Annotated in this window: 17 protein-coding genes; 5 read left to right on the forward strand and 12 right to left on the reverse strand. The window is 41.7% G+C overall.

The window, feature by feature from the left end; all coding sequences use genetic code 11:
* Nucleotides 1-23: 23 nt before the first annotated feature.
* The 12 genes from RG47T_RS04140 to RG47T_RS04195 all read right to left on the reverse strand — a co-directional run bounded on the left by RG47T_RS04140 (nucleotide 24) and on the right by RG47T_RS04195 (nucleotide 13,428).
* A complete protein-coding gene (locus RG47T_RS04140) occupies nucleotides 24-2,795 on the reverse strand; it encodes a TonB-dependent receptor (protein WP_245770768.1) in 2,772 nt (923 codons plus the stop codon).
* Between the two features lie 106 nt (nucleotides 2,796-2,901).
* The gene (locus tag RG47T_RS04145) at nucleotides 2,902-3,225 is read right to left on the reverse strand and encodes a helix-turn-helix domain-containing protein (RefSeq protein WP_074488257.1); all 324 of its coding nucleotides are present in this window, start codon (nucleotides 3,223-3,225) and stop codon (nucleotides 2,902-2,904) included.
* A gap of 9 nt (nucleotides 3,226-3,234) precedes the next feature.
* Entirely contained in the window at nucleotides 3,235-3,708 is a 474-nt protein-coding gene (locus RG47T_RS04150; protein ID WP_074488258.1) for a MarR family winged helix-turn-helix transcriptional regulator, read from the reverse strand.
* Nucleotides 3,709-3,808: 100 nt separating this feature from the next.
* Nucleotides 3,809-4,183: a hypothetical protein gene (locus RG47T_RS04155; protein WP_074488259.1), complete on the reverse strand. Its 375-nt coding sequence runs from the start codon at nucleotides 4,181-4,183 to the stop codon at nucleotides 3,809-3,811.
* A 163-nt stretch (nucleotides 4,184-4,346) separates the two neighbouring features.
* Entirely contained in the window at nucleotides 4,347-5,417 is a 1,071-nt protein-coding gene (gene arsB, locus RG47T_RS04160) for an ACR3 family arsenite efflux transporter (RefSeq protein ID WP_074488260.1), read from the reverse strand.
* Between the two features lies 1 nt (nucleotide 5,418).
* Complete coding sequence (locus RG47T_RS04165; RefSeq protein WP_245770767.1) at nucleotides 5,419-5,841, reverse strand: arsenate reductase ArsC; 423 nt, start codon at nucleotides 5,839-5,841, stop codon at nucleotides 5,419-5,421.
* 8 nt (nucleotides 5,842-5,849) lie between these two features.
* Nucleotides 5,850-6,404: a DUF6428 family protein gene (locus tag RG47T_RS04170; protein WP_074493119.1), complete on the reverse strand. Its 555-nt coding sequence runs from the start codon at nucleotides 6,402-6,404 to the stop codon at nucleotides 5,850-5,852.
* Between the two features lie 56 nt (nucleotides 6,405-6,460).
* Nucleotides 6,461-6,790, reverse strand: coding sequence for an ArsR/SmtB family transcription factor (locus tag RG47T_RS04175; protein ID WP_074488261.1), 330 nt, complete (start codon nucleotides 6,788-6,790; stop codon nucleotides 6,461-6,463).
* Between the two features lie 62 nt (nucleotides 6,791-6,852).
* A complete protein-coding gene (locus tag RG47T_RS04180; protein ID WP_245770766.1) occupies nucleotides 6,853-8,289 on the reverse strand; it encodes a glycoside hydrolase family 28 protein in 1,437 nt (478 codons plus the stop codon).
* 46 nt (nucleotides 8,290-8,335) lie between these two features.
* Nucleotides 8,336-10,651: a GH92 family glycosyl hydrolase gene (locus RG47T_RS04185; protein ID WP_074488263.1), complete on the reverse strand. Its 2,316-nt coding sequence runs from the start codon at nucleotides 10,649-10,651 to the stop codon at nucleotides 8,336-8,338.
* 26 nt (nucleotides 10,652-10,677) lie between these two features.
* Nucleotides 10,678-12,195 (reverse strand): glycoside hydrolase family 28 protein, encoded by a 1,518-nt coding sequence (locus tag RG47T_RS04190; protein WP_074488264.1) that lies wholly within the window; start codon nucleotides 12,193-12,195, stop codon nucleotides 10,678-10,680.
* 222 nt (nucleotides 12,196-12,417) lie between these two features.
* Nucleotides 12,418-13,428: a LacI family DNA-binding transcriptional regulator gene (locus RG47T_RS04195; protein WP_074488265.1), complete on the reverse strand. Its 1,011-nt coding sequence runs from the start codon at nucleotides 13,426-13,428 to the stop codon at nucleotides 12,418-12,420.
* A 162-nt stretch (nucleotides 13,429-13,590) separates the two neighbouring features.
* Between RG47T_RS04195 and RG47T_RS04200 the strand changes: the two genes are divergently transcribed.
* The 5 genes from RG47T_RS04200 to RG47T_RS04220 all read left to right on the forward strand — a co-directional run bounded on the left by RG47T_RS04200 (nucleotide 13,591) and on the right by RG47T_RS04220 (nucleotide 22,969).
* On the forward strand, nucleotides 13,591-16,593 hold the full coding sequence (locus tag RG47T_RS04200; RefSeq protein ID WP_083627291.1) for a SusC/RagA family TonB-linked outer membrane protein: 3,003 nt from the start codon (nucleotides 13,591-13,593) through the stop codon (nucleotides 16,591-16,593).
* A gap of 22 nt (nucleotides 16,594-16,615) precedes the next feature.
* Nucleotides 16,616-18,208 (forward strand): RagB/SusD family nutrient uptake outer membrane protein, encoded by a 1,593-nt coding sequence (locus tag RG47T_RS04205; protein ID WP_074493124.1) that lies wholly within the window; start codon nucleotides 16,616-16,618, stop codon nucleotides 18,206-18,208.
* A gap of 67 nt (nucleotides 18,209-18,275) precedes the next feature.
* The gene (locus tag RG47T_RS04210) at nucleotides 18,276-19,820 is read left to right on the forward strand and encodes a glycoside hydrolase family 28 protein (protein WP_074488266.1); all 1,545 of its coding nucleotides are present in this window, start codon (nucleotides 18,276-18,278) and stop codon (nucleotides 19,818-19,820) included.
* Between the two features lie 17 nt (nucleotides 19,821-19,837).
* Nucleotides 19,838-20,710, forward strand: a complete 873-nt coding sequence (locus RG47T_RS04215) for an inositol oxygenase family protein (RefSeq protein ID WP_074488267.1) — start codon at nucleotides 19,838-19,840, stop codon at nucleotides 20,708-20,710.
* Nucleotides 20,711-20,767: 57 nt separating this feature from the next.
* Nucleotides 20,768-22,969, forward strand: coding sequence for an alpha-N-acetylglucosaminidase (locus tag RG47T_RS04220; protein ID WP_074488268.1), 2,202 nt, complete (start codon nucleotides 20,768-20,770; stop codon nucleotides 22,967-22,969).
* Nucleotides 22,970-22,974: the final 5 nt, after the last annotated feature.

Raw genomic sequence — 22,974 nt, forward strand, 5'->3', positions numbered from 1 at the left:
TGTTTATTGTAAAGTTTGCTTGTTTAAAAAGTGTAGGCATAAGAGAGCGAATAGGTAGAGCCCAGCTTATACTTACTTATTGTTGAACCTCTTGAAATGTCATATTGGGGTGTGCTTTTCTTATAATAGAAAAGGGTGTTCTGGTTAAAAAGATCGGAGGCGTTTAGCTTAAACTCGCCTTTGCCTTTCTGGATGCGGTAGCCTGCCTGGAAATCAACCACATCGCGGGCGTTTTCATAAATAGCCGGGAACTGTACCCCACTGGCACGGAACATCCTTGAACCTACCCGGTTGTATAGTAAGTTAAAGCTCAGCTTATTATTAGCCGCCGTTTGCAGCAGGCCGGCATTAATAACATAAGGTGCCTGGCCAACCATAGCCCGTGTGTTGCTTTGCTCAGTAAGCTGGAAACGGCTATCGGTTACTACCGATTTTACAAAGGTTAAGTTGGTATAAAAGGTAGTGTTCTTAAACCCTGTATTAATAAAGTCGAGCGTTTTGCGAAATTCTAGTTCAACACCATAGTTGTTGGCTTTTTCTGCATTAAAGTAATTAAAGTCGGGCGTAGAGTTTACATCGTAGTAACCAGATTCAATTGGGTTTTTAAAGTTTTTATAAAAAGCAGATACCGAAAATATCTGGCCCGCTGAAGGGTAAATCTCATAGCGTAAATCCAGGTTATGGATTTGTGTGCGTTTAAGAGCGGTATTGCCTTGTATAGTTGCCAATAGTTCAAAGTCGTAATAACTAAAAGGGGCAAGCTCGCGCAGCTCGGGGCGTGCCACAGTGCGCGAATAAGAGAACCGTAAATTTGATTTAGGGTTTAAGCTATACGTTAAATTGGCCGAAGGCAGGATGTCTAAATTATTTAGTGTTACCTCTTTAGTTGCCGGGTTATTAGTGTTTAAATGAAGATCGAATTTCTCGACACGTAAACCCCAAACCAGCCTGAACTTTTCGCCGAACTTATTATCCAGCATGGCATAACCAGAATTGGTAAATGTGTTGGCATTGTAAGGATCATCGCTTGATGTGATCTCCTTTAAATTATAGAAGCCCTGGTTGATGATATTGCGGCTGAAGATCTGGCTAAGGGGCAAGGTGCGTATTTGCTCGGCGTTATCGGCATTGGTAACCAGTTCGGGGCCAATAAAGCGGGGTACAAAAGTACGGTCGCGGTATTGTGATGAGAGGCCTGCCTTAAAGGTAGCCTGCTGTTTAAATGCTTTTACAGGCAAGGTATAATCCATCTGTCCCGAATAAATATTTTCGTTCAGATTAGAATAAAACCGGGCGTTTTGCTTGCCTACGGTGGTAATATCGGCACGGTAAACGCCATCAATTAATGCGTAGTTGGTTTTACGCTGATCGGGCTGGTTGTTAGTTACATTACTAAAACTGGTTACCCAGGTTAATTTGGAATTATTACTGCCCAGGGCGTGGTCGCCCTGCAAGGTTGTTTTAAACAGGCTCTTCTCAATCAGGTCAAAGGCGGTGAAGTGGTTATCGGGATTTTGCGTTTGGCCATTATAACCGGTACGGTAAAGGTACTGGTCGTCGAACGAGCGATTATAAATGTTTTTCCAGGTGATCTTATTCTTGCCAAAGCTGTACGCTAAGTTAGCTAAAGCGCCAATACTGGTAGAGAAGCGGTACTTGTCATCATTAAACTTGTACTCGTAATAGTTGATGTTTAAATCGTTAATGGTTTGCAGGCTGTTACGGTAAGTAACTGCAAACACACCACCCAGGCGGTTGCTGCTTTCGGCAAATTCTTTTACACGGCCTAATGAGATCTGGTAATTTTGATTCGGTATGGCGGTATAAGTATAAGTACGGAAATTAGAATTTAATGAGCTTAATGCCGAAATGCTTTGCTGCGTAGTAAGCGGATTGGTTGATGAATTGATCCGGTTGGTTGACGGAAAGTTTGAGGGCAGTTTACGGGAACCATTATCGAAACCAAAATAGTCTGACAGGTTACGGTAACCGCTTTTAAAGTCTTTAAAGGTAGTGTTAGTGTTGTAGCCGGTACCCACGTTAATGCTCAGGAAGTTCTCGTCCGGAATATCACGGGTAATAATTTGTACGGCACCACCTGCAAAATCGCCGGGCAGGTTTGGCGTAGCTGTTTTACTGATTACCAGGTTTTCGATCAGGTTGGCCGGTACAATGTCAAACGAAAACGCTTTGCGGTTAGGCTCGGTGCTGGGCAGGGTAGTATTATCTAATGATGCTGTATTGTAGCGGTCGCTCAGGCCGCGTACTACCACAAATTTGTTGTCTTGTATGGTGGCGCCACTTACCCTCCGCAATACTTCTGATGTGTTTTTATCCGGCGAACGTTTAATGGTTTCAGAAGTAATACCATCGGTAATTGCTGCGTTGTTTTTTTGCTGGGCGTATAAAGAAGCAACAGATTCGCGCTTGTAAGTTGCTCTAACTGTCACTTCTTTGAGTGATTTTGTTTGGTTAACATCCAGCGTTACATCAAGGCGGGTAACATCGCCAGCTTTTACCACTACCTCGCTTATGGCTTTGGTATCATAACCAATGTAGCGTACCATTAAGGTGTAAGTACCGGGTTGCATGCCTGCTAACAAATATTCGCCATTTACATTGGCAGCTGCACCTTTAGTTGTGCCTTGTATTAATACGGTGGCACCTATCAGTGTTTCGCCTGTTTTTCTATCCGTAATTTTACCGGTAATTTTGCCGGCTGTTTGTGCGAAAGCTGTATTTGCGCTTAAGGTAACAAGCAGCAGAAACATCAGTTGGGTAAAATTTTTTTTCACGTTCAAATAAGTTTTTGCAAAGCTATTTCGCTCAAAACCGATTAACGATAAATTACCATTACCAATAAAACAAGTGTTTCTTAACCCACAGTTATCAATGGTTCAATCAAATAACCATTTTAACAGAACGGATCATGGCTACCTTTTGCCTCGTGATTTCCAGCACGCCATCGGGGCAATTATGGGTATAGATTTGCTCAGCAAAAACGTCACTGTAAAACTCTTTTTTGAGTTCGGCCAGGTCAATTTTTAGTGCCAGTGCCAGGCTTTCGAGTTTCTCAATCTTAAACTTCTTTTTCCCCGATTCTATCCGGCTTAAATGGGCTCTTTCGATGCCCAATTTATCTGCCAGCTCGTTTTGCGAAAGGTAGTTATGCTTTCGGCCTTGTTTTATAAATTCACCAAAAGTGTATATTTCTTTATCAGCCATGGTATGCAATTATATATGTGCAACCTCCTGCGGCCGGTTTACTACTTCGGGCTTACGGTTTAGCATGAGCAGGTTATTGTTAATCGTTTTTAGTACGCGCAGGCAATTGTACATTTCCTGCCAGGTAATTTCATGGGTAATATTGGTTTCAAAGTGTTCAAATGTGGTTTCCAAGCCATCAATAACTTCTGCCGCTTTAGGGGTTAGTACAACCAGTTTGCCCCGGCGGTCTTTATAATTTACCTCGCGTGTAACATAACCTTTTGCTTCAAGGGCATCTATAATAGCTGCCATGTTAGATTTTTCGATACTCAGGTTTTCGCAAAGCATTTTTTGGGTTGCTTTGCCGTTAAACCGGGTTAGCAACAGGATGATCTGGTAATGATGCTGCACATCTATCTGCTCCAGAAACTTATATAAATATTGATGATATGATTTATTAGCCAGCATAACCTGCAGGCTGAATTCTTCGCCGAAATTCATTAATGTATGAATAGATAGCCATATTGCCGGTTGGCAAATAAGACATTGATGAAACAATAAAATACGCTTAAGGGGTATTAAAATGTATTTATTGCTTAGATCAAATGAGGAGGGTACCTGTTAAAAGGTATAAGGGAGGGGCATGCAGTGTTATAAGCGTTCTCCTGATTACGTTAACTTTTACAGTTACCAGGTTAATGCTTAAAAGGAAGAATAAGAAACCGGCTACACAGATAAACTTAGCTACATCGATCACTTTATGAACGTGCGGTGGGCTGGTAAGCTGCCGGTTGGCAATAAGGCCCCAATAGTTGTTATGGGAATAAGATGGTGTGAAATGATGTGTATGCTGCCTGGTTACACTTACAGGTACATGATGATTTGTAGGTGCAAAAGCAGATAAAAACGGATTTATAATAAGCAGCGAAATACTTAATAAAAGCAGCAGATACTTGATTAACCCCAGTTTTTGCATCAATAGATTTAAGTGTTGGATACTTTTATTTGCAAAACTGCAACTTACAGGTGTAATATCAGCTACCGGGACAAAAGCTTAATGTAAGCTTAACCTTATTTAAATATAGCCCCGGCTAAATGATGCCTAATTAGCCGGGTTTTGGCAGTTATATGCTTTCGACTTAATTTTTAAGCGTGTAATACTTTTTACGAAAATAAAAAGCGAGGTTAACCAGGGCAATTAATGCAGGCACTTCAACCAATGGCCCTATTACCCCGGCAAAAGCCTCGCCCGAATTAATGCCGAAAACGCCGATGGCAACAGCAATAGCCAGTTCGAAATTGTTGCCTGTGGCTGTAAAGGCGATAGCTGTACTCCGGCTGTAGTCGGCCCCAAATGATTTGCCGATAAAGAAGCTTAATATAAACATGATGGTAAAATAGATGACCAGCGGGATAGCAATACGTACAACATCAAAGGGTATTTGCACAATAAGCTTACCTTTTAAGCTAAACATCACCACAATAGTAAAGAGCAGTGCAATGAGTGTTATGGGAGAAATAAAAGGTACATATTTAGTTTGAAACCAATCCTCACCCTTAATTTTGATCAGCGTGTAACGGCTTATTATCCCGGTAGCAAAGGGGATGCCCAGGTAAATGCCTACACTTTTGGCAATTTCGCCAATGGTAATATTTATTGCTAACCCTTTGAGCCCAAATAGCGGCGGCAAAACGGTAATAAACAGGTAAGCATACACGCTGTAAAGCAGTACCTGGAAAATACTGTTTAAAGCTATTAAGCCCGCAGCGTATTCCCGGTTACCTTCTGCCAGCTCATTCCAAACCACAACCATAGCAATACAGCGGGCCAAGCCAATCAGAATTAAACCAACCATATAAGCAGGATGGTCATGCAATAAAGTAATGGCTAAAACAAACATAAGTATAGGGCCAATAATCCAGTTAAGAATAAGGGATGCGCTTAACACTTTGGTGTCTTTAAATACTTCGCCCATCTTCTCATACTTTACTTTGGCCAGGGGCGGGTACATCATCAGGATTAACCCGATAGCCAGCGGAATATTAGTGGTACCACTTGAAAAAGAGTTAATAAACCCGGCCGACGAAGGAATGAAATAGCCAATCCCAACGCCAATAGCCATTGCCAGGAAGATCCATAAAGTAAGGTATCTGTCAAGAAAACTTAATTTTTTGCGTGCTGCCACTGGGGCGCAATTGGTTGCCGACATATTATAAATTCTCTTTTACAAAATTTGCTGCATACACCTTAATTAAATCTCTTACCCGCCTAAATTCATCCATAATTTCTTCATCGGTTCCGGTTGCTTTTGCAGGGTCGGGAAAGTTTTCATGAAAGCGTTTTACATTGCCCGGAAAAAAGGGGCAGGCTTCATTCGCATTATCGCATACCGTAATCACGTGATCAAAGTGGATGGTCAAATATTCATCTACATGATTTGAGGTGTGGCCGGAAATATTGATATGGTCTTGGGCCATTACCTGTATAGCTTTGGGGTTTACGCCGTGGGTTTCAATACCTGCGCTGTAAATATTTGCCTTATCGCCTGCAAAGTACCGAAGGTATCCTTCTGCCAACTGGCTGCGGCAACTATTGCCTGTGCATAGTACGAGTATATTTTTCTTAATCATCATTTTTATTTTTAGCAGCATCCAGAACCCGGTGCACAGCTTGCGGCAACGGCCAGGTTTTGCAATTGTATTTTGGGTTTAATGGCTACAGTTGGTGTGCAACATTCAGCGCCTTTATCATTTGTTCCGCAACTACCGCCCCGGTCTATCGCTTTACATTGTACGGCATCCGGGCGCAAGTCTACAATAAGGTTATTACCATCAATCACCAATGCATTAGGAAGCATCTGGCGGGTATCGAACTGAGTGCTGCCAAATTCAATTTTGACAATACCCTCGGGATTCAAAGGTAATGTTTGCTCAACCAAACCTATAATTGACAGTGCTTTACCAACATGCATAGCTTTATCCTGCTCATCGCCTTCGGGTACCCATAACTGTACGATGATCTCAGTCCAGGCATTCATAACACCACCACAGTCTATCGATGTAATAATAGCCTGTTTGATTTCTGTAATGTGGTAAGCGGCATTTACCCATTGGTTTGCGGTGTATTGGAATTGCAGGGTTAACGCACTATTTGCCTGTAATTGTTGTTTAAATGATAACCATTTTAAGCTTTCCATTTTAATATGATTTAAACGTTTTATTGCAATATTACGATAGGTTGTTGTAAAAAAAGTTAACAGCAATTAGGCTTTAAATTGTACGTGTTAAAAAAACCGCTAAGCTGCTTTTGCAAAGCACTCCAAACCTCAGGGTTAATGCAATAGCAAACACTAACACCTTCAATGGTTCCCTGGATGATGCCGGCATTTTTTAATTCTTTTAAATGTTGGGATATGGTGGCCTGTGCAAGGCCAAGCTCATCAACCAGATCGCCGCAAATGCAGGCATTGGCTTTAATAATTTGCTGTAAAATAGCGATACGGGCAGGGTGGGCCATTGCTTTCAACGCAATTGCCAGCGCATTTTGCTCTTCTGTAAATATTTCTGTTTTGGTAAGTCCCATTATATCGATTGCAATATTACGATTAATATTCAATGTACCCTACAAAATAATTTTGTGAGAAATTACAACTTCTTAATTGCCTCCATCTGATCTGGAAAAGCAGATTGGCCTTCGAGGTTAAAGATTTTTAAATCGGCTACTTCCCGGCTTTCTAAAACATGCTTAAAATAAGCCGGGCGGTTACTTCCCCAGGTTACGCTGCTGTTTCTAATGGTGATATGGTTAGCCTTATCGAGGTAAAAGGCAGATGTACTGCCGGTTAACAGGCCGTCTACCTTGCTCGGCCGGCGATCATAGACCCCGCCGGGTATGGCTGTTGTTTTGTTAATCAGCACATCAACCTGGTCGAAAAAGATGCCTGATATTTTATCGGCAGATTCGCCGCCTACATAGATGCCGTTCTCGCTTTTGCACTTTATATTGCTGAAATAGATGTTGCTAACCATGCCGGCGCTCCCCTCGGTTTTGCCTTTCGGAAACCGCCAGCCTGCATCCTTATTGTTGCCATTTGCCCGACGGTAGCTGGTTACATAAATAGGTTCGGCCTTGCCCCACCAAACATCCGAAAATAAGTGCGAATCTATAACGATGTTAGAGAATATAACGTCAGTCACCGTCCCTTCGTCGCGGTTTTGGATACCGATACCGCGGTTGCTTTTAGTAATTACACAATTGTTAATGAGTACGTTGCTAATGCGATCCATGTTTTCAGATCCTATTTTTATAGCGCATGATCTGGAGGTCATGGTACAGTTATTCACGGTTATGTTTTCGCAAGGGCCAAATTCTTCATACTCGCGCCTGTTTTTCAGGCAAATACAATCATCTCCAGATTCTATGTAGCAATTGCTGATGCGTACATTCTTGCTATGATCCAGGTCTATCCCATCGCTGTTGCGTACTTTTAAACTGTTTAAAAGGGTAAGATTGTCAATCGCTACATCATCACAGCCCACCAAATGGACTGTCCAATAAGCAGAATTACGAATAGTAAGATCACGGATGCGGATATTTTTACCACCTACAATTGTTAACAGGTGAGGGCGCGGATCAACTATTTTAAAAGGCTTTAACTCGTACGAGTCTTCCAGTTCTGCACCCATAAATGAGATACCATTACCATCAATAACACCGCCGCCGGCTATGGTAACATTCTGCAGGTTTTCGCCGCCCATCCATATGGTGCCTTCGCCTTTATTATCGCGGAAAGCGCTTTTATTGTAAACACTTTCTTTAGGGTTGGCCAGCAGCTTAGCGTTTACCTCAATTACAAATTCAATATTTGAGAGCAGGTTAAACGGACCAGCCATGTAAGTATGCCCTGCCGGAATAATTACTTTACCGCCACCGGCTTTGTTACAGGCATTAATGGTTTTTTGAATGGCCAGGGCATTATCTGTTATCCCATCGCCTATGGCGCCGTAATTTGTAATGTAATATGCGTTCGTTTTTTTATCGGGTTGCGCGTAAACGGGCACAGCACTTATCAAGCTGAGCAATAAAATTATAAAACAAATGTTACGGCGTATCATATTGAAGGTATTGCTAATTGTTATGCGTTAGGCTTGCCGGCTGATCTGTTGATTGTGTTGCCCATGTTTTAGCAGGCTTATCGTTCATGAAAATTTCCAGCAGCCCACCTGTATTAATGGTGGTATAGGTAAGGTAATTCTTTGTATAGGGTTTGCCATTCCATTTAACAGCTGCAATGTAGCTTGATTTGGCAGATTGTTTATGAGTAGCTATCGTAAATGCTTTCCCCTTAGGCAAATTTATAACGATATGATCAAATAGGGGGGCAGTAAGGATATAATTATTAGATACTGGATCTACCGGATAAAAACCCAGGGAGGCAAATACATACCATGCCGACATTTGCCCTGCATCGTCATTACCACTTAAGCCGCCCGGGCCGTCACTGTATTCATCGACTAGTATCGCCTTAACGCGAAGCTGTGTTTTCCACGGCGCACCGGTATAATTGTACATAAATGGGATCTGATGGCCAGGTTCGTTACCATGCCAATATTCGTGGCTGTCGAAAAGATGGTCGAGCGATTGCTCGAGTTTGGCTTTGCCACCCATTAAACCGGATAATCCGGCAACATCCTGCGGCACATAAAAAGTATACTGCTGCGGTGTACCTTCTGTAATATAAGGCTCTTTTGTTGAAGGGTTGAAAGGCTGGTACCAGTTTTTATTCTCATACCGGCCACGTACCATACCAACTTCAGGATCAAATACATTGCGATAATTTAAACTCCTTTTAATTAGGGCATCATAATCGGCAGTTTTGTTTAATCCCTTGGCAACAATCGCCAGGGCATAATCATCATAAGCGTATTCTAAAGTCCGGCTTACCTGTTCTTTTTTATGAAAAGCCTCGGGTACGCTGTCTTCCATGGGGATGTAGCCATATTTAAGATAAGAGTTTAAAGCACGGCGGCCTTTGCCATCCTTATAATCTTTTGCGTTTGCACTATTAAAGGCATTTTGCCGCATTAAACGGTAGGCTTCATTTACGTTATAATTGCGTATGCCCTTGGTATAGGCCGATGCAATAAAGGCTGTGCCGTGGTCGCCAACCATGGCGGCGGTATAGCTGTTCCAACAGGGGAATATCGGTAGCCAGCCACCCTGTTGGCCTTTGAGTATCATCGATTGTACACAGTCATTAATCAATTTGGGGTTTAGCAATTCATACAGCGGCAATTGTGCCCGATAAATATCCCACATCGAAAAATCGTCGTAATAGTTAGCACCTATTATTTTCTCTGATTGATAATTTCCCGCAAAGCGGGGATAGGTGCCATCTACATCATTAAACAAACGTGGGTGCTGCATGGCGTGGTAAAATGCCGTGTAAAAAATGCGCTTATCTTTTTCGACAGTTGTTGCTACCTGTATCTGGCTTAATGCCTTTTGCCATACCTGTTTGTTTTTTGCTACCAGCGACTCAAAGCCCCAACCAGGTATTTCTGCTTTCAGATTTTGGCGGGCACCGGCTATACTGCTAAACGAGGTACCGATGCGGATACGTAGTTTTTCGCCTTTGTTAATTTTAAAACCAAGGTAAGCACCAAGGTTTTTTTGATTGCTAATTGAATCCAAAAGTGAAACATGGGCACCGGCGAAAGTCCCGCTAGTGTTTATGCTTTTCTCTACCTTAATAACAAAATATCCGCTGAAGCCCGCAGGTTCACCCCAGCCTTGGTAAATACGGTGGGCAGGGTTGTAGCCGTAAATTTCGCCGCGTTTGGTATCAACCTTAATAAAGCCCTGGCCTTGGTCGCTGTTGGGTGTGATGAGTAAATATAGGCTATCTGTTTTATTGGCCGTAACCTGCATCATGCCGGCCCTTAACGTGGCTGTAATTTCGGTAGTTAGCTGATAGGCCGGCAGTGTTACGCGGTAGTAGTGCGGTGCAGTTATTTCCTGCTGATGCGAAAAGGGAGTAGCATAAGCCGCAATATCTATTTTTAAATGCCCGGTAACAGGCATAATGGTAAAACTCCCATAATCCTGCGTGCAAGAGCCGCTAAGCCAATGCGTGCCTCTGAAACCGCTGAACATATTATCCTTATAAAAATAAGGGGGCACACACTTATTTTCAGACGATTGGGTTTGGGGTGTCCACTGTGTCATGCCGAAAGGCAGGCCTACAGCGGGTATGGTATTGGCGTTTAATTCGGTACCGTTGCCATGTTTAAGGGCGGCAGCTGTAGTGCTTGGTGCTGTACCGGCGAGTGGCTGTACATAATGTACAAGCGCTGTTTGCTGGGCCAACAGACTGGTTGCAGTAAAAATAATTGCAACCGTAAAGAGGTGGCTCAAAGGTTTTTTTAAAAGGTATTTGTTCATTAAAATATTAGCCACTGGTTATTGCCTTATTTCTTTTGCGTCAGTATGCCGTTTTTATTACTTACCGGTAAACTAACCTTATCTATAGTCTCCCCGGTAACATTATTCAATACAATAACGGCTGTACTTTTTGATGCCGGGATAGTAACGTTTTGCAGTATTAATCCGTTGGTATCATCGGCAATTATTGACGGCCTGTAATCGTCCTGCGCGTAGCTTAGTTTTACGTTGTTTAACTTAATACCTTCTGCATGCCTGATGTACATGCCCCAGGCAGGCAGTTCGCCAAACATGGTAAATTCGGGATACCCGGTGGCATTTTCCGGAACAGAGGCCAAATCATCTATGCTAATGTAGGCCACTTCTTTTTTAGCACCGCCGCCATAGCTAATCTCTATGTTTTGCAAGGTTACATTTTGCACCGGGTGGCCGGGTAAGCCGGTTATGGACGAGGTGATTAAATTATGTGGCGGTATTTTAGGTGGTGGCCCTTCCAACGGGTAGCCAATGTCTGGTTTGCCAAAGGGTACTTCTACCTTAACGTCGTTAATTAATACGTTGCGTAATGTGCTGTACCTATTATCCTGATTACGGTGGCCAAGCCTGATAAACAGAGCATTGCCTACGTTTTTACCTATCACATGCCTGATATCAATATCCTGCAAATAAGCACCATCAACGGTTTCTAAGGCAATAGCAGAGCGATAGGTATCAAAAACAGTCAAGTTGCTTACCTTAATATTTTTGAAGCCTCCCAAAGAGCCGGTACCTATTTTAAACCCGCTTGCGCTTGATCGGGCGATACAGTTTTCTATCCATATGTTTTCACAACTGCCTTGCGGATTTTCCGATTTTAAACAAATGGCATCATCTGCGGCATTAAAATAGCTGTTAGTGATCTTTACATTTTTTGAATCAACAATATCAATCCCATCATTATTCCAGTAAGCTGTGCTTTGCACCTTTATGCTGTCAATGGTCACATCATCGCATTCGCTGTAGGTTTGCACCCAGCAGGCCGCATTTTTTAAAGTGATCCCGGTTACCTTAACATGTTGGCAATTTTTAAAATATACCACGAATGGGCGATTTTTCTCTGTGGGGCGTTTTAAAAGCCATTGCTCATCTTGTATTTTGCCTTGCCTTAGCAACATTAAGGTATTCTCAACCAAGTCGCGGCCCTGCCCATCAATAATGCCGTTGCCTGTAATGGCTATGTTTTGCTGGTTCTGTGCATAAATCACCGACATTTGATTGTCGGGATAATCCAGCCGTTTTGCACTGCCAAGCAGTATGGCATCATTATTTAAATGAAGTTCTACATCGCTTTTAAGGTTTAGCGGGGCCGTTATAAAATAACCCGCGGGGACGATTACCCTCCCCCCGCCATGGCTGGTTGCAGCATCAATGGCCTGTTGTATGGCTGCCGTATTGATAAAATTTGAGCCAGACTTAGCCCCATAATTTAAAATGTTGTACGTTTTTTGCGAAAACGCATTAAGGCAAAAGATACTAAAAAGCAGGGTTATTGTGCTTTTGTTCATGTAAGTTGATGTTTAACGTAACACCTGTGCTATCGAGGGGTATCCGGTATGCAAAGGCACTGGTTTGATGCAGATATAATTGTAGGGCTAAAGTATTAATAAAAAGCAGGCAGCGTACTTTTACATTGATTTAAACTACTTAAACGGTTTCGTAACTTTTAAACTGCGTTTACTACATTAAAGCAGGGGGATACTTTAAAGAATATTAAAAAATTGCGAATACTAATTGCACGATGTAGAATCTCTTTTTATCAGTTCGGATTCTAAGATCATACTTTCGTTAGGTTCAACATGCTTGTTATGCAGTATTTTAAAGAGGATGCTTGCGGCCTCTTTTCCAATTTCAAATGCAGGCTGGGTAATTGTTGTTAATGAGGGGTTAAGCAACGGGGCCGTATTGAGATTAGAGAAACTAATTATTTTCAGATCTTTAGGGATATTTAAATTAAGCTCTTTACATACATAATAACAGGGTAATGCCAGGTCTTCAATAGATGAAATTACTCCATCTGGCTTATGTGTCAATATCAGGTTTTTAATGTTGTTATAATTTACAGCTTCATCTGTATCATACTTCACAATCAAGTCGCTGGTGTATAGCATATTGTGCTCTTTTAAGGCATCATGGTATCCCTGCACCCGCTTCTTTCCGGTCGAAAGGTTATCAAGGGCTAATAGGTAGGCGATTTTTTTACACCCGCAATCAATTAAATGTTTGGTGGCATTGTAAGTGCTTAGATAGTCATCGGTTGTTATTTTAACGGCATCAATATCCTCATAAACCCTGTCGAAGAAAACAATGGGGATCTTTTTAACCAGTTCTCTAAAATGTTCGTTGTTAGAGGTCTCACTTGAAATAGAGATCAGGATACCATCAACCCGGCCGTTGAGCAGGCTATCTGTAAATGCCATTTCTATTTCGCTGTTTTCGTGCGTTTGATAAATAAGTACGTGATAATCAAGTCGACGGGCAATTTCCTCTATCCCCTTAATGGCCAGCGAAAAAAAGTTATTGGCAATTTCGGGTATAATAACAGCTATTGTTTTGGTTTTTTGCCCTCTCAAACTGCTACCCGCCGGGTTAAGTTCGTATTTTAGCTGTTTGGCTAAAGCCCATACTTTTTGTTTAGTTTCGTTGCCTATTTCATAACTGTCCTGAAGTGCTTTTGATACCGTAGCGGTAGATACGTTTAACTCTTTTGCTATGGTTTTCATGGTAACAAGGCGCTTCATAATTAGATTTTTGGTTATTATAACTAAACAAATTGGTTATCGGCTTAAACGGTTAAGTAAATAAATTTACCACAAATACATATATTATAATTGTATTATTTACAGATTTGAGAATTAAAACACCCTGTTTTACAAAACCAATTATTTATTAAAACCAAATGTATGAATAAACTTAGACCTAGATTATTCAAGGCAATTAATCGCTTTAGCTTATTATGCCTGATCCTATTTTTTTCCTTTAGCTACGCAGTAGCTCAAAAAACAGTAATTAAAGGCTCGATAAAAGATGCGAAAGGCCTGCCGCTACCGTCTGTAACCGTAGTAATAAAAGGCACTACTGTTGGCACCACTAGCGGCATTAACGGCGATTATTCTATTTCTGCACCAAAAGGCAGTACCCTGGTGTTTCGCTTTATTGGCTATGCAACAAAAGAGGTAACTGTTGGCGAAGAAAGCAGCATTAACGTAACCCTGCTGGAAAGCGAGAACAAATTAAATGAAGTTGTTGTAGTTGGTTATGGCACAACCACCAAAAAAGAACTGACAAGCGCCATTAGTACTGTAAAAGCAGAACAGTTTAATGCTGGTGTTGTAACATCGCCTGCAGACCTGCTGGAAGGCAAGGTTGCCGGTTTGAATATCACTAACGATGGTAACCCTAACAGCACGCCAACTGTTACATTAAGAGGGCCATCGTCGTTAAGGCCGGGTGGTTCAACACCATTTTACGTAATAGATGGCGTGCCCGGAGCCGACTTTAATTTGGTAGCCCCATCAGACATTGCTTCTATTGATGTGTTAAAAGATGCCTCTGCAGCAGCTATTTATGGTACAAGGGCTACTAATGGGGTTATTATTGTAACTACTAAAAAAGCTAAAACCGGGCAGGTACGTATGACCTATGATGGTTATGGCTCTTTTGAAAAAGTGGCTAACCAATTTGAGGTTGCAAGTGCCGACCAGCTAAGGGCGTATGTAAAAGCTAACGGACAGAGTTTTACTCCGGCAAATGACAACGGTGGTAATACCGATTGGCAAAAAGCAGTAGAGCGAAGCCACGGTTTTTCACAAAATCATAACTTATCTTTTGGCGGCGGGTCTGATAAAACTACTTATAGCGGTAGTTTAAACTATCTGCAAGATCAGGGAATTGTTAAGAGCAGCGATTTAAAACGTGTAATTGGCCGCATCAACGTATCGCAAAAGGCTTTAAATGATAAACTTAAATTAGACTTTTCTGTAAATAATTCGGTAAGTAACGCAGATCTATTGGTTAATGATATTTACCTTTCATCTGCAAATGGCCAAAATCCGGGTTTGTTCAAATCTATAGTACAATACTTGCCTACCCGTAGTATCTATAATGCCGATGGTACATTTTATAACGACCCTACTTTAAAGTTGGGTTATAACCCTGTAGGCTTAATTACAAATGATAGCTATAAGCAAAAAATAAATTTGTTGTTAGCTAATACCAGGGCAGAATTACAGCTCCCATTCGGTTTGGTTTATAATTTAAATTTAGCCTACCAAAGCAGAACTACGGATAACAACACGTACTATAATTCCGTGTCGGAATTGGCGCCCGGCCTTAACGGGAAGGCCATACGGTCAACTTATGATGATACCAAAAAACTAATGGAAAATTATCTTACTTATTCTCATAAATGGAATGATAAGCACGATTTTAAAGTATTATTCGGTTACTCGTTCGATGAAACAACCACAGGCGACGGTTTTCAGTCAACCAATCAGAATTTCATTTCTGATGTTACAGGTTCAAATAACTTGGCTTTGGGTACGCCAGCTTCTGGTTACAGGGTAGATTATGGTAGTGTTGCAGTAGAAACTCTGCGTTTAATATCATTTTACACCAGGCTTAATTATAGCTACATGGGCAAATACATTTTCCAGGCGTCTGTTCGTCGCGATGGTTCAAATGCATTTGGTATTAATAATCGTTGGGGATATTTTCCTGCAGGATCTGCCGCATGGCGAATCAGCGACGAATCTTTTATGAAGTTTCAGTCGTTATTTGACGATTTAAAATTACGGGTAGGCTACGGTAAAACCGGTAATTCTCTGGGCTTCCCGGCTTATACACCGTTGACGCAATACAATACAACTGGTAGCTTTTATAACAATGGCACCTATATTGGTGCTATCGGGCCAACACAAAACCCCAACCCAAATCTAAAATGGGAAGCTACGGCAACTATCAACGGAGGTATAGATTTTTCTATATTAAAAGGTCGCCTGTCTGGTTCTGTTGATGTATACAATAAAAAAACTACCGATATGATCTCTAGCATACCAGTATCAACAGTTACAAACTTGGTTAATACGTTAACTGCTAACGTAGGAAGTATGGTTAATAAAGGTGTTGAAATAGCTTTAAGCGGAACACCGGTTAAAGGAAGCAATTTTAACTGGAGCAGTTACGGAAACATATCCTTCAATAAAAATAAGATTACTTCATTGGGTACCAATTTATCTAAAATATATGTTGGTGATCCGGAAGGACCCGGGCAAAGCGGCATTAAGGTTTCTATAATAGAGGCAGGCTACCCTTTGGGCGAATTTTATACCCTTAAGTACCTTGGCCGTACCAATGGCATATCTACCTTTTTAGGTGCTAACGGCCAGCCTACTACTACACCCGTAAGTACAGACCAAACTTATGCCGGTAATGCACAGCCAACTTATATTTTTGGCTGGGGTAATGATTTCTCCTATAAAAAATTCAGTTTTAACTTCTTCTTCCGTGGCCAGGGTGGTAACAAAATCATGAATGCTTCGCTTGCAGGCTTTAATCAGCCTACGCAGGCTTCGGCCCATGGTGTGCCTGTGTTAACATTAAGCGAACCGGGTAATGATGTTAATGCTAACCTTTATTCTACCAGATATTTAGAAAGCGGTGCGTTTATCAGGTTAAGCAATGCAACATTATCTTACCGGATAAAAATACCGGGTAATTACATACATAGCCTTAAGATATATGTAACCGGCACCAACCTGTTTATCATTACTAAATATAAAGGTGTAGATCCTGAATTGAATTTAAATCTTAATAATCAGCAAAGCGGCCAGTTCATTGGGGTAGACGCTAATAACTTTTATCCAAGAACACGCAGTTTTCTGGCTGGCTTAACAATTGATTTATAATAAGTTTTTAAAAAGTAAAGATATGAACCACATAAGAAAATATAAGCTGTTTAATTTTATCGCTTTAATAGCGGCTGCAGCATACCTGTCGGGTTGTACAAAGTTGGATATTACACCCAAATCAACACTTACGCCTGATATTTTTCCAACAACACCTGCACAATACCTAGCAGCAACCGGCCCAATTTATACTTCATTTCGTACAGCACCAGGTAGGGAATACTGGTTATTACAAAATTTAAGTACCGACGAAAATGTTTTGGTTGCCCGGGGTGGTAACTGGCTGGATGGCGGAACCTATTCTACAGTAAACCTGCATACTGTAACGCCTGATAATGGCATGATAGAAAGCTGCTGGTCATGGGGATACAAAACGATAAGTACTTGTAACCAAGTTTTAACATTGTTTAGTTCGGTTGCCGAAAGTACTTCCAAGCAACAAACAGTGGCAGAAATAAAAACCATGCGCGCCCTCTCTTATTTTTATATGATGGATCTGTTTGGTAATGTGCCTATTTCTAAAACATTTGGCGATACAACCAATCTTGGCACCCAAACCAGGGCGCAGGTGTTTGCATTTGTAGAAAGCGAGCTGTTGGCTCAAATTCCAAATTTAAGCGCAACTGTTGATGCATCTACTTATGGCAGGCCTACCAAATTTCTTGCATATGCTATTCTGGCCAAAATGTATTTAAATGCAGAATACTATACAGGTACACAACGCTACCAGGATGCAGTAGTGATGTGTGATAATATCATCAACGGTGGCAAATACAGTTTGGATGCTGATTATTTGGGCATGTTTAAGCCCAATAATGGACCGTTAATAAAGGATTTTATTTTTGCCATACCTTATGATGGTATACAAGCCACTGGTATGTATTATTCCCGCTGGACTATTAATCCTAATTTGAAGAATAAGTATAAAATGCCATACACCCCAGATGGGCCAGTGTATACCTATAAACAGTTTTATGCTTTGTATAATGACCCTAATGATATTCGCAGAAAACAATATTTAACAGGGAAACAATATAATAACGACGGTACGCCTATTAACATTACAACAACAAATATTGGCCTGGATGCAAGCTACAGCGGCTCGGCTCCTAATGCTACAGTTATTCATCAGTTAGAATTTACACCAGACATTGTTTGGAAAAACAACGCAACATTTGATATTGGTAATGACGAACTGGCTAATGAAGAGGGGTATCGCAATAATAAATTTTACCCGGATAGTTTAAATACAGACCGAAACCAAGGTAATGATGTGCCAATGTTTAGATATGCCGACGTTTTATTAGAAAAAGCGGAGGCTATTATGAGAGGAGCATCTGCCACTAATGGCGCTACTGCGTTAACGCTTGTAAATCAAGTTCGTACAAGGGCAAAAGCGTCATTGCTTTTATCTATTACGTTGCAAGATATACTGGATGAGCGCGGAAGGGAACTCGCAATTGAAATGTGGCGGAGAAATGATATGATCCGGTTTGGACAGTTTGAAAAAGCATGGGGTATCAAGACAGACGCAAATCCAAATAAACGGATATTCCCTATACCCAGACCTGAGATGCAGCTAAATCCTAAATTGGTTCAAAACCCGGGATATTAATTGAAATACCGGCTAAGTTCATCTCTAATAATTAAGATGAACTTAGCCGTTTCTAAAAGCTACCTATATGCAACTGAACAAGAAAATCGTTATCCTTTTTACCGCATTAGCCTTCTTAAACAGTGCAGCCAAGGCCAGTGGAAAGGTGTACGATATTACTAAATATGGTGCCCGTGCCGATGGCATTACCAATAATACGGTAGCCATACAGAAAGCTATTGATGAAGCTGCTGTAAATGGAGGAATGGTGTTAATACCGGCCGGAAAATTTGTTACCGGGGTAATTACACTTAAGTCAAATGTAGAACTGCACCTTGCAGCCAATGCTGCATTGCTGGCAACCACAAAGCGCATTGACTATGGTGCAGGTAATGCATCGGCATTAATTTTAGCAGATGGGCAGCACCATATTGCCATAACCGGTAAAGGTACTATTGATGGGCAGGGAGACCTTTTGATCAAAGATATTTACCGGATGCTTAAAGACGGTATTTTAAAAGATGCAGAGTGGCAAAAGTATAACGAGTGGCATCAAATGCGCCCTGCTGAAGATAACCGGCCCAAACTGATCCAGTTTAAAAAATGTGACAACATTACGATTAAAAATGTGACCATTAAAAATGGGCTGGACTGGATACAGGATTACAGATCTTGTACCAATATGGTTATCGACAGTATAAAGGTAGAGAGTAATACTTACCTTAATAATGATGGCATAGACCTGGTAGATTGTAAGAATGTAAGGCTTACCAATAGCTCGTTTAACGTGGCTGATGATGGTATATGTCTGAAATCTCATGACCCAAAAGACGGGTGCGATCATATTTATATTGCCGATTGTTCTATCCGTTCAAGTGCCAGTGCATTTAAATTAGGTACTGCATCCCGTGGTGCGTTCAGAAATATTACAGTCAGAAATTTAAAGATATACGACACCTATCGCTCAGCCATAGCACTCGAATCTGTAGATGGAGCGGTATTAGAGCATATTGATATTCGTAACGTAACTGCAAAAAATACAGGGAATGCCATCTTTATCCGTTTGGGTAAACGGCAAAAAAATGTAAATCCCGGTAGTGTAAACGGCATCTATATTGCCAATGTTAAGGTACAGGTGCCAGCTGGCAAACCAGATGCCGGTTACCAGATGGAAGGTCCGGAGGTAAATGGCAAGCACAATGTATTTCCGTCATCCATCGTTGGTATTCCGGGGTATCCTGTTCAGGATGTAACGCTGGAAAATATTGATATAGTTTACGAAGGCGGCGCCAAAAAAGAAGTCGCTTATTTTAATACCGATACACTTGCAAAAATCCCCGAGCAAATTAGCGACTATCCCGAGTTTTCGATGTTTGGCGAATTGCCTGCCTGGGGCTTTTATGTACGCCATGCAGCTAACATCAAATTAAAAAATGTAAGTATTGGCTATAAAACTACAGACTTCCGTACGGCTTGTGTTTTTGATGATGTAAGCGGGCTTAATATAAGCGGTTTAAACGTGAGTAAAGCACAAACCTTGCCGGTAGTATTGTACCATAAGGTAAGTAGCCTGTCGGTTCAAAAATTAACAACACCATATAAAGATAAGAGAGCGCAAAAAGTAATTGATTAACAATTAAAAACAAGATTATGAAAGAGTTGAGCAAAGAAGAGATTTCTCCATTGTCGAGCCTCGAAGTGTGGGAGGATGATGTTTTAAAAAGATACCCCGAGCCCGGCACACCGGCAAAAGCTAAAGAAGAGTTCCGGAATTATGATAGCCCGGAGATCGATTCGGTAAGAGAGTTTTACAGGCTAAATCATAAGTATCAGACATATGATAATGTACTGGCTAAAAAGGCTAACTTTTTAAAGTTCGATAAAATGGAAATGCCCTGGTGGACAGCCATGGAATACCTGAACACTTTGATTGATGATTCTGACCCCGACATATCGCTCGATCAGCTACAACATTTACTGCAAACAGCAGAAGCCATAAGGGCCGATGGGCACCCGGATTGGTTTGTACTTACCGGTTTTATTCATGACTTGGGTAAAGTGCTTTGCCTGTTTGGCGAACCGCAATGGAACGTAGTAGGCGATTCGTTCCCGGTGGGCTGTAAGTTCTCGGACAAAATTGTTTACCCGGAATTTTTTGCAGATAATCCTGATAGCAAAGACGAACGTTACAATACCAAATACGGGGTGTATACGCATCAGTGCGGCCTTAATGAGGTACAGATGTCATGGGGGCATGATGAGTACCTGTACCAGATCACCCGCGATTATTTACCAGAACCAGCATTGTATATGATCCGTTACCACTCGTTCTACTCGCAACACCGCGAAAAAGCATACGATCATTTACTGAATGCGCACGACCAGGAAATGTTTAAATGGGTTGATAAATTTAACCCTTATGATCTGTATTCAAAAAGCCCGAAACCGCCGGTTGTTGCAGAACTAAAACCATATTACGAAGATTTAATAGCCAAGTATTTACCGGCAACGGTGAAATTATAATGGCAGGGATAATTATTTTTTTAAGCTGTAGGTATTTTTAATTTGAGCATTTAATTAATGAACAGAAACATCAGGATTTTATTACTATGCTTAGGTTTAAGTATTTCTGCTAATGCATTTGCACAATATAATACCGCATCGTCATATGCGCTTATTAAAAGGGTAATCCCCGGTTATGAGAGAAACTTTATGGTTGAAATGCTTCCGGCAGATGCGCCGAAAGATGTTTTTGAGGTAGAGGGTGTTAAGGGAAAGATTGTTTTACGCGGTAATAATGGCGTGGCTGTAGCCTCGGCATTGTATTATTATTTAACCCAATATGGGCACTGCCAAATTACCTGGAACGGTACAAACCTAAAGTTGCCGTTAAAAATGCCTTTGCCTGTTGCCAAAGTGCACAAAAGCACGCCCTATCAATACCGCTATTACCTCAACTATTGCACGTACAGTTATAGCATGAGTTGGTGGGATTGGAAACGATGGGAAAAGGAAATTGACTGGATGGCCATGCACGGCATTAACATGCCGCTTGCCATTACCGGGCAGGAGTATGTATGGTATCAGGTTTACAAGGATATGGGTTTTACCGATAAGGATATGCAGGGCTTTTTTAGCGGCCCGGCGTATTTTGGTTGGTTTTATATGGGTAACCTGGACGCCTGGGGCGGTCCGCTGCCCATGAGCTGGATCACATCGCACAAAGACCTGCAGCTAAAAATTTTACAGCGCGAAAGAGCCTTGGGTATTAAGCCCGTTCTGCCTGCATTTACAGGGCACGTACCGGCTGCATTTAAGGTTCATTTCCCTAATGCAAAGCTTAAACAAACCAACTGGAATAATGGCTTTGCCGACACCTATATTCTGGATTCGGAAGACCCGCTTTTTGCAGATATAGGAAAGAAGTTTCTGCAGGCGCAAACTAAAATTTATGGTACAGACCATTTGTATTCTGCCGATACGTTTAACGAGAATGAGCCGCCATCTGACGATCCGGCCTTTCTTTCTAAGCTAAGCGCCAGGGTGTATGATGGTATGCGCATAGCCGACCCTAAAGCCATTTGGGTAATGCAGGGATGGCTGTTTTTTAGCGACCGTAAATTCTGGCGTAACGAACAAATTAAAGCACTGCTTAATGCTGTGCCAAACGACCACATGATTGTGCTGGATCTCAATACAGATTATGAAGCCATCTGGAAACGAACCGAAGCCTTTTACGGCAAGCCCTGGATCTGGAATATGCTTCATAATTATGGCGGTAACAATAGTATGTTCGGTAGGATGGAGGCAGTTGCCAGTCAGCCTGCTGCGGCACTAAACGACACTGCTTCGCGGCGGCTGGAGGGTATAGGCCTCACGATGGAAGCCATTGAGCAAACACCGGTTTTGTACGAATTAATGACACAGAATACCTGGCAGAATACCCCCATAGATTTAAATAAATGGTTGCCCGAGTATTTATACAACCGGTATGGTGTTAAAAACAAAGCCGCTGTAGATGCCTGGCAGGTATTAAGAAAAACAGTATTTAACGGCAAGGATATCCGCGACGGGGCAGAATCTATCCTTACAGGCCGCCCCACTATGGATTCGGCCACAGTGTGGACTAAAACCCGCCTTAATTATAACCGTAAAGATTTGTTGCCTGCATGGGACAATATGATGAAGGCAATACCCCAATGCCAAAAAAGCGATGGCTTTAATTATGATCTGGTTGATTTAACCCGGCAGGTCCTGGCCAACTACGCCCGCCCGCTGCAACAAAAGTGGGTTAACGCTTATCAGCAAAAAAATATAGCCGATTTTAAAAAATACAGCGCACAATACCTGCAACTGATACAGGATATGGACGAACTGCTGGCCACCAGGAAAGATTTTTTGTTAGGTACCTGGATAGCAGATGCACGGAAATGGGGAACAACACCTGCCGAAAAAGCGCTATATGAACGTAATGCCCGTGACTTAATTACCCTTTGGGGCGATGAAAATAGCCCCTTGCACGAATATTCATGCAGGCAATGGAGTGGGCTGTTAAACGATTTTTATCAAAAACGCTGGCAGAAATTTTTTGATACGCTTAACCAATCTTTAAGCACGGGTAAGGAGGCAGATCTGAAAGCCTTTGATCAATCTATCCGTAAATGGGAGTGGCAATGGGTAAATACACAGAAAGCATTCCCCGTAAATGCTTCGGGCAATAGTATAGCTGTTTCCCGCAAATTGTTTAAGAAATACAGAACGGCTATGGGCGCAGATTTATAATAACC

This window comes from Mucilaginibacter polytrichastri, assembly GCF_001911425.1.
GTDB lineage: Bacteria > Bacteroidota > Bacteroidia > Sphingobacteriales > Sphingobacteriaceae > Mucilaginibacter > Mucilaginibacter polytrichastri.